The organism is Listeria grandensis, from assembly GCF_014322885.1.
Taxonomy (GTDB): Bacteria; Bacillota; Bacilli; order Lactobacillales; family Listeriaceae; genus Listeria_A; species Listeria_A grandensis.
This window is the reverse complement of the sequence record NZ_JAASUG010000022.1, coordinates 1-6,011: the sequence shown is the minus strand read 5'-3', so window position 1 is coordinate 6,011 and position 6,011 is coordinate 1. Positions and strand designations below refer to the sequence as shown.

At 40.9% G+C, this 6,011-nt stretch carries 6 protein-coding genes; all 6 read right to left on the bottom strand.

The features are described 5' to 3' along the window. Positions 1-62 precede the first annotated feature (62 nt). Complete coding sequence (locus HCJ54_RS15170; protein WP_187138246.1) at positions 63-734, bottom strand: YveK family protein; 672 nt, start codon at positions 732-734, stop codon at positions 63-65. 17 nt (positions 735-751) lie between these two features. After that, a complete protein-coding gene (locus HCJ54_RS15165) occupies positions 752-2,023 on the bottom strand; it encodes a nucleotide sugar dehydrogenase (RefSeq protein ID WP_187138245.1) in 1,272 nt (423 codons plus the stop codon). 17 nt (positions 2,024-2,040) lie between these two features. Further along, a complete protein-coding gene (locus HCJ54_RS15160) occupies positions 2,041-3,219 on the bottom strand; it encodes a glycosyltransferase family 4 protein (RefSeq protein ID WP_187138244.1) in 1,179 nt (392 codons plus the stop codon). Further along, positions 3,188-4,366, bottom strand: a complete 1,179-nt coding sequence (locus HCJ54_RS15155) for a glycosyltransferase (protein WP_187138243.1) — start codon at positions 4,364-4,366, stop codon at positions 3,188-3,190. Before HCJ54_RS15155 ends, HCJ54_RS15160 begins: the two co-directional genes overlap by 32 nt. Continuing rightward, complete coding sequence (locus tag HCJ54_RS15150) at positions 4,356-4,793, bottom strand: MlaD family protein (RefSeq protein WP_187138242.1); 438 nt, start codon at positions 4,791-4,793, stop codon at positions 4,356-4,358. Before HCJ54_RS15150 ends, HCJ54_RS15155 begins: the two co-directional genes overlap by 11 nt. An 84-nt stretch (positions 4,794-4,877) precedes the next feature. Beyond that, the coding region (locus HCJ54_RS15145; RefSeq protein ID WP_187138241.1) for a toxin Cry1Ac domain D-VI-related protein at positions 4,878-6,011 on the bottom strand (1,134 nt) is incomplete at its 5' end.

The following is a 6,011-nucleotide window of genomic DNA, read 5'->3' as shown; positions in this document are numbered from 1 at the left end:
TTGTGTATTTCGTTGTGTAAAAACCGTTAATTTCTTATCATCTTTACTTTTCGCTATTTTTATCATAGTTTCCTCCTAGTAATGATTCCCAATACTGGAATATCAACCAAAGCTTCCACATCTTCACGCGTCCTGAGTTTGGTATTCGTCAATTCAATAATTGCAAATACTGCAATAGCAAGTGCTACACCTGCTATAAATCCTAGCAAAACGGTGATTTTCAAGTTGGGACTCACCGGCGCTTTGCTATTTTCCAATTCGGCTGGCGATAGCACACGGACATTCTTCTCATCCATCACCGTTTTCGCCTCTTTTTGCAAAACTTCAGATAGCGTATTGACGACGAGAACCGCTTGCTTTGGGTCCGTATCTTGTACCCCTAGTACCAAGACTTGCGAGGAACCTTCATTGGTGACCGTAATCCGGCTAGCTAGCTCCTTGTTAGAATCCTCTAAATGAAGCTTATTGCGTACTTGATTCAAAACATTTCCACTCGTCACAATCACTTGATACGTGCTAATTAATTGTTTGTTCAACTGTACATCAAAATTGCGATTGTCTTCACTTTTCTCCGGCTTCACGAGAACCTGACTCGTTGCCTCGTACTTCTTTTCTACAAAGTTATTCGTATACAAGAACGCCGTTGCCATACCAATAATGCCAAGGACGGCGACAACCCACCAAAAACGTTTCAAGATCGTGATGATACCACTTAAATCAATTGTTTTATCCATTTTGTTTTATCGTCTCCTTAAGCTTTTTTATGAGTGAAACTGCGGGGGCGATTCGTGTAGCGGTGCAATGTTCCAAGTGTGATATACGTCAGTTCCTCATGGTCGCCTTCAAAAATATTTTTTGTATCAAAAATTTGCATATTGGCCATACTCGTCAATAGCGACATAGGCAAGCGCTTGAATTCATCGTGTTCCGTCGCAATAACCGCCATATCCGCGTCTGCAAAAGCAATTTCTGGATTCATGTTGTAATACGCGACATGCGGGTCGTAAACATGGACTTCGATGCCTCGCTTTTGCAAATGCTCGGCTATTTTTAGCGCTGGGCTTTCGCGAATATCGTCGACATTTCCTTTATACGCTGCACCGAGAATAACCACTTTTTTCGCCGTACTATTCGTAATTACATCAACACTTTGCGCAACATATTCTGGCATACTGCGATTGATTTCTCGTGCCGTTTGGATTAGCGGAGTTTGTTCTGGAGCCGCCGTTGTAATAAAGTACGGGTCAACCGCAAGACAGTGTCCGCCAACACCTGGTCCCGGTGTATGAATATTCACACGTGAATGTTTATTTGCCATTTCAATAACGTCTAGCGCATTAATATCGAGCTCAGCAGACAGTTTCACTAATTCGTTCGCAAGGGCAATATTCGTATCACGAAACGTGTTTTCCATCAATTTAGAAAGTTCCGCCGTCGATGCATCCGTCAATACCATTTCTCCCTTCACAAACGTTTGATATACTTGCCCACCGGCAATCGCACACTCTGGCGTCACACCACCGATAATCCGGTTATTATGCACCAATTCCATCATAATTTGCCCTGGTAACACGCGCTCAGGACAGTGCACGACATGCACGTCCACGCCTACCGTAAATCCAGCCTCTTCCAACATCGGTTGAATCACACCTGTCGTTGTTTTCGGCGCCACCGTAGACTCTAAAATGATCGTATTGCCTTTTTCAAGTAGCGGGATCACGTCTTGCACCGCTTGACGAATGTATCTCGTATCACACGAATGATCCTCCATATGAGGCGTTGGAACCGCGATGATAAACGTATCAGCTGGCTCTAATTGACTCACGGGGCGTAATAATCCATTCTCTAAAACATTCTGAAATGCTTCTTGTAATCCCGGCTCTTCAATATGAATAAAACCGGACTGTAGACGTGCGATAACCTCTTTATTCGTGTCGAAACCAATGACTTTTTGTCTGTGTTTAGCAAACATGACCGCTGTTGGTAACCCAATATATCCAAGTCCAATTATTGCTATTTTCATCTCTATTCCTCCTAATTTCATGCATACCTTTTAATTATTGCCGCAAACTGCTCTTTTAAAATCCGTGCATCAAAATGGGTTTCTGCCAACACTCGTGCCCGCTCGCCCATCGCTACTTTTTGCGTTTTATTAGCGTGTATCATTTTTAAAAAGGTGTAATATCCGGCTTTATCATCATAGTCAAAACCCGCACCAGCTTGATTTTTCCGTAATAAATCATCTTGCCAGCCTTGGAAGTTTAAAATGATTGGCTTGCTCAGTGATAGAAAGTCAAAAAACTTATTGGAGCTATTTTCAGCCGCTAGAATTGGGATGTTCGCTAAATTAACAATTCCGACGTCACTCGCTGACATCCAGCTAAAAACCTCTGCTTTTGGCATATTATCAAGCAACCAAATATTCGTTAAACCGCGGTTCTGGATTGTTTTTACCATCGCAGCCTTCTCTTTTCCGTGGCCAATCAAGATGTAATGGATATCTGGATCGGGGTATTGCGTCGCAACATCGAGTATAAAATTCAGGTCGTTCGCTGCACCAAATGTTCCTGGATATAGTGCAATTGTTTTTCCAGTTAACTTCGGATACCGACCCTCTATGTGCATTCTACATGTTTTCGATACGTATTGAATCGTTTTATCACAATGTGCCAGGTTCGTGATGACGCTAACCTTACTATTCGCAACACCTTTTTGAACAATATTGCGTTTGATACCGTCAGAAAGGGCTACAATATGGGATGCCTGACGGTAAATCATTTTCTCCAATCTACGGACAATCTGGATGAGCCTTTTATTGCGGATAATACCCATTTCGATTGGGGCATCTGGCCATACATCTCGTACTTCGAATAGAAAAGGGACTCGCTTTAATCTAGCGACGATGAGTGCTGTAATCCCAACAGTAATCGGGGCAGAACTCGCGTAAATGACGTCTACATTCTTCTCCTTCAAACCAAGATAAATGCTCTTGATAACAAATATCAGGAACGCGAACAGCCGTTTATGGAAAGCAAAGGTATGATCATAACTCGTGTTCGTTGAAACAATCTGGATGCCATCCAATTCTTTTTCCGCCATGTTTTTCCCTGTTAGCATAGTCACTTCTATCTTTTCTTCGGTTAATTTTTTGGCGAATTCATAAGGTCTTGTTAACCCGTTTTCTGATTCAAAATGCTGACTGATATACAGGACTTTCATTTAACACCTCGCGATTTGTTGTTTCGTAGAGAGCAAGTAATTTCTCTCCTTCTGCTGTCCAATTGTATGTTTTTTCATAGTGCGCACGTCCATTGGTACCCATCTCTTGTCGGCGCTCTTTATTTAGGAGCAACAATTCCACCGCATCTTTTACTGCCATCGTATTCAATGGATCCACACTGTAGCCGCTTTTCGTTTCTTGCATCAATTCCGACCACATCGGGAAATCCGAGACAATCATCGGCAATTCGGCAGACATATATTCGAACATCTTCGTTGCCATCGATTCCATATAGTTAGGAATTGGCTTTAAAAGACAAAGACCAATCGTTGCTGTAGCCATATGTCCATTAATTTCTCCATTTGGTATTCGACCTAGCCGCGCTACGCTATTCGTCATCGCATGTTTAGTTGTGAACCTATCTATTTTTTCATTATCTGTGTTGGAGATAGGACCTATTAATTTTAGTTTCAAATCGTTATGCCCTGATTCTCTCAGGCTTTTAAGCGTTTCTAACATAATCCATAACCCGCGATTTTCTTCAATACCGCCAACATAGAGTAACGTTTGCTCTTTGCCCTTCGCTACATCAAATGGTGCTTGGTACATCGGATAATTCAAAATATCTTTTTTCTGTTGTGTGATAGTTGGGTAATCCTTTTTATAGGACGTTTCTGCAAATATGACACTATCACATCGCTTCAAACATCTCTGCTCTACTCCTTTTATGATTTTAGCAAGTGGTTGTCGCAAAATCTTTGGAATCCAAGCTTTCGTTTCCAATGCTTTCGGGAAATTTTCATGCATGTCATAAATAAAGACACCCTTATTTTTTCTCAATATAGGCAAAAGCAGCAATAATTCAGGATCATGGAAATGGTAATACATGGCGTCTGATTTTCGAATCGCTTTGTAAATGCTGTACCACCTTGTAAATCGCTTTAGGCGATGACCTTTTTCAAATAGGTGCTGCGTTAAATTCTGACGTGGTTCCAGTGGTTGCATCGTTTCTACCGCCATTTGCTCTACTTGATAGCCAGCTTGCAGTAGTGTTTCGATTTCTTTATAGTAAACTCGTGTATCGTTCCAGACATGTACCGAGCTATAAACAAATACTTTTTTTGCGTTTAGTATTTTATTTTTCATGGACTTTTCCTAAATCCCAGTTTAGTTTTTCTCCTTCTGGTGAGGTATATGTCAGTAATACGTTGTCCTGTTCTTTCGGAAATTCGTAGTAGCCGCTCCCTGTGATAGTCTTCCCTTTTTCCAGTTCTTGACCGAAGTTATCGCCACCGACCATTCGATACGCTTTTTTATTCACCGTGATGTAGAAATCTCCAGCGCCAATTCCTGCTTTTTGTTCTGTATCATTTTTGATTTTAAAATGGACTCTGATTTTTTGTGAGTTACTAATCAATTGAGCATCTGATACGGTAATGAATAGACCGTTTATATCTTGTGTTTTACCGATATCTGTCTTGGGTTGTAATAATGTTGTATAAATCACTAGAGCCACTGCGAGTACAAGAGCTGTCGCAATTCCTGCTATTATAAGTTTTTTCTTGTTTTTCATTAAAATAATTCTCCTTTATTAATTAAATAATATGGAAAAAAGAGCCCATGAAAAGAATCCATGGGCTCTATTTCAGTTTATGACTTATTTAGTTTTCGCTTTAGTTGAATAAAGTACTCTACCGTTGTCGTCTAGTGCACGTAGTTCGTATTCTGTTCCAGATTGTTTTAATGCTGCTACATCATACACGTAAATACTGTATGTTTGTCCGCTTATAGTGCCGTAACGAACGAGTGAACCATCAATGTATAGTCCAATACGTTTCACATTGCCAGTAATATCACCTTTAAGGTAGTTAGATGTCGATGCATTAACATCTGGTGTCACTTTGGCATTGTTAACTTCTACCTTGCTTGTTGTATAGTCACTTTCTTGTCCTGTTGCATCTACTACCACTACTTTAAATTCTTGTCCAGCACTTCTCAATTTCGCAACATCATATGCATAGATTTTAAAGGTATTTCCTGTGATTGCACCGTAACGAACGAGGCTTCCATCCACATAAAGTCCGACTTTAACGGCACCTGTTGGTAGTGTTCCTGTAACATTAGAATCACCTACATAGAATGTGTCCACAACTGGTGCTGCTAATTTAGGAAGTGTTTTAAGTGTTTTAGCTGAAACCATAGACGATAACTTATGACCTGGTACGCCTGCTGCTGTCAATGCTGCTACTTCAAAAATCTGCCCATCAATCTTCATTTCAGGTGTAGCGCCTGCATAGATTTGGTAACTGCCGTTGCTTGCTGCCGCTGTTTTAACAAGGACACCATTTACATATAGGCCAACACGAGTAACGCCTGCTGATGCTTTACCTGTCAAATAGCTTGTTCCAGAAACATATGTGTCAATGCTATCAATCGTGTTGTTCGCATTATTAGCTAGTAATGATTTAGCTTTGTCTACATCTGCTTGCAACGCTGCTTTTGTTGTTGGATCTGTTACTTTGTTGACTAAGGCTTGTGCGGCATCCACTGCTGCTTGGTCTGTTGTTGGTTTGATCGCATTACTTGATGGCGTGTTGTTGTTGAATAACTCGTCTACTGCTTTTTTCGCTGCATCTTGTTTTGCTTTTTCTGCTGCTGTTGCTGCGTTTTTAGCATCTAATAGGTTTTGTGCTTTGTCTACATCTGCTTGTAACGCTGCTTTTGTTGTTGGATCTGTTACTTTGTTGACTAAGGCTTGTGCTGCGTCAATTGTTGCTTGATTTGTTGTTGG

Bases quoted from the DNA above. Each gene is read 5' to 3' on its own strand.
- HCJ54_RS15160 (WP_187138244.1), bottom strand. From the start codon at position 3,219: ATGAAAGTCCTGTATATCAGTCAGCATTTTGAATCAGAAAACGGGTTA.
- HCJ54_RS15165 (WP_187138245.1), bottom strand. From the start codon at position 2,023: ATGAAAATAGCAATAATTGGACTTGGATATATTGGGTTACCAACAGCG.
- HCJ54_RS15170 (WP_187138246.1), bottom strand. From the start codon at position 734: ATGGATAAAACAATTGATTTAAGTGGTATCATCACGATCTTGAAACGT.
- HCJ54_RS15155 (WP_187138243.1), bottom strand. From the start codon at position 4,366: ATGAAAAATAAAATACTAAACGCAAAAAAAGTATTTGTTTATAGCTCG.
- HCJ54_RS15150 (WP_187138242.1), bottom strand. From the start codon at position 4,793: ATGAAAAACAAGAAAAAACTTATAATAGCAGGAATTGCGACAGCTCTT.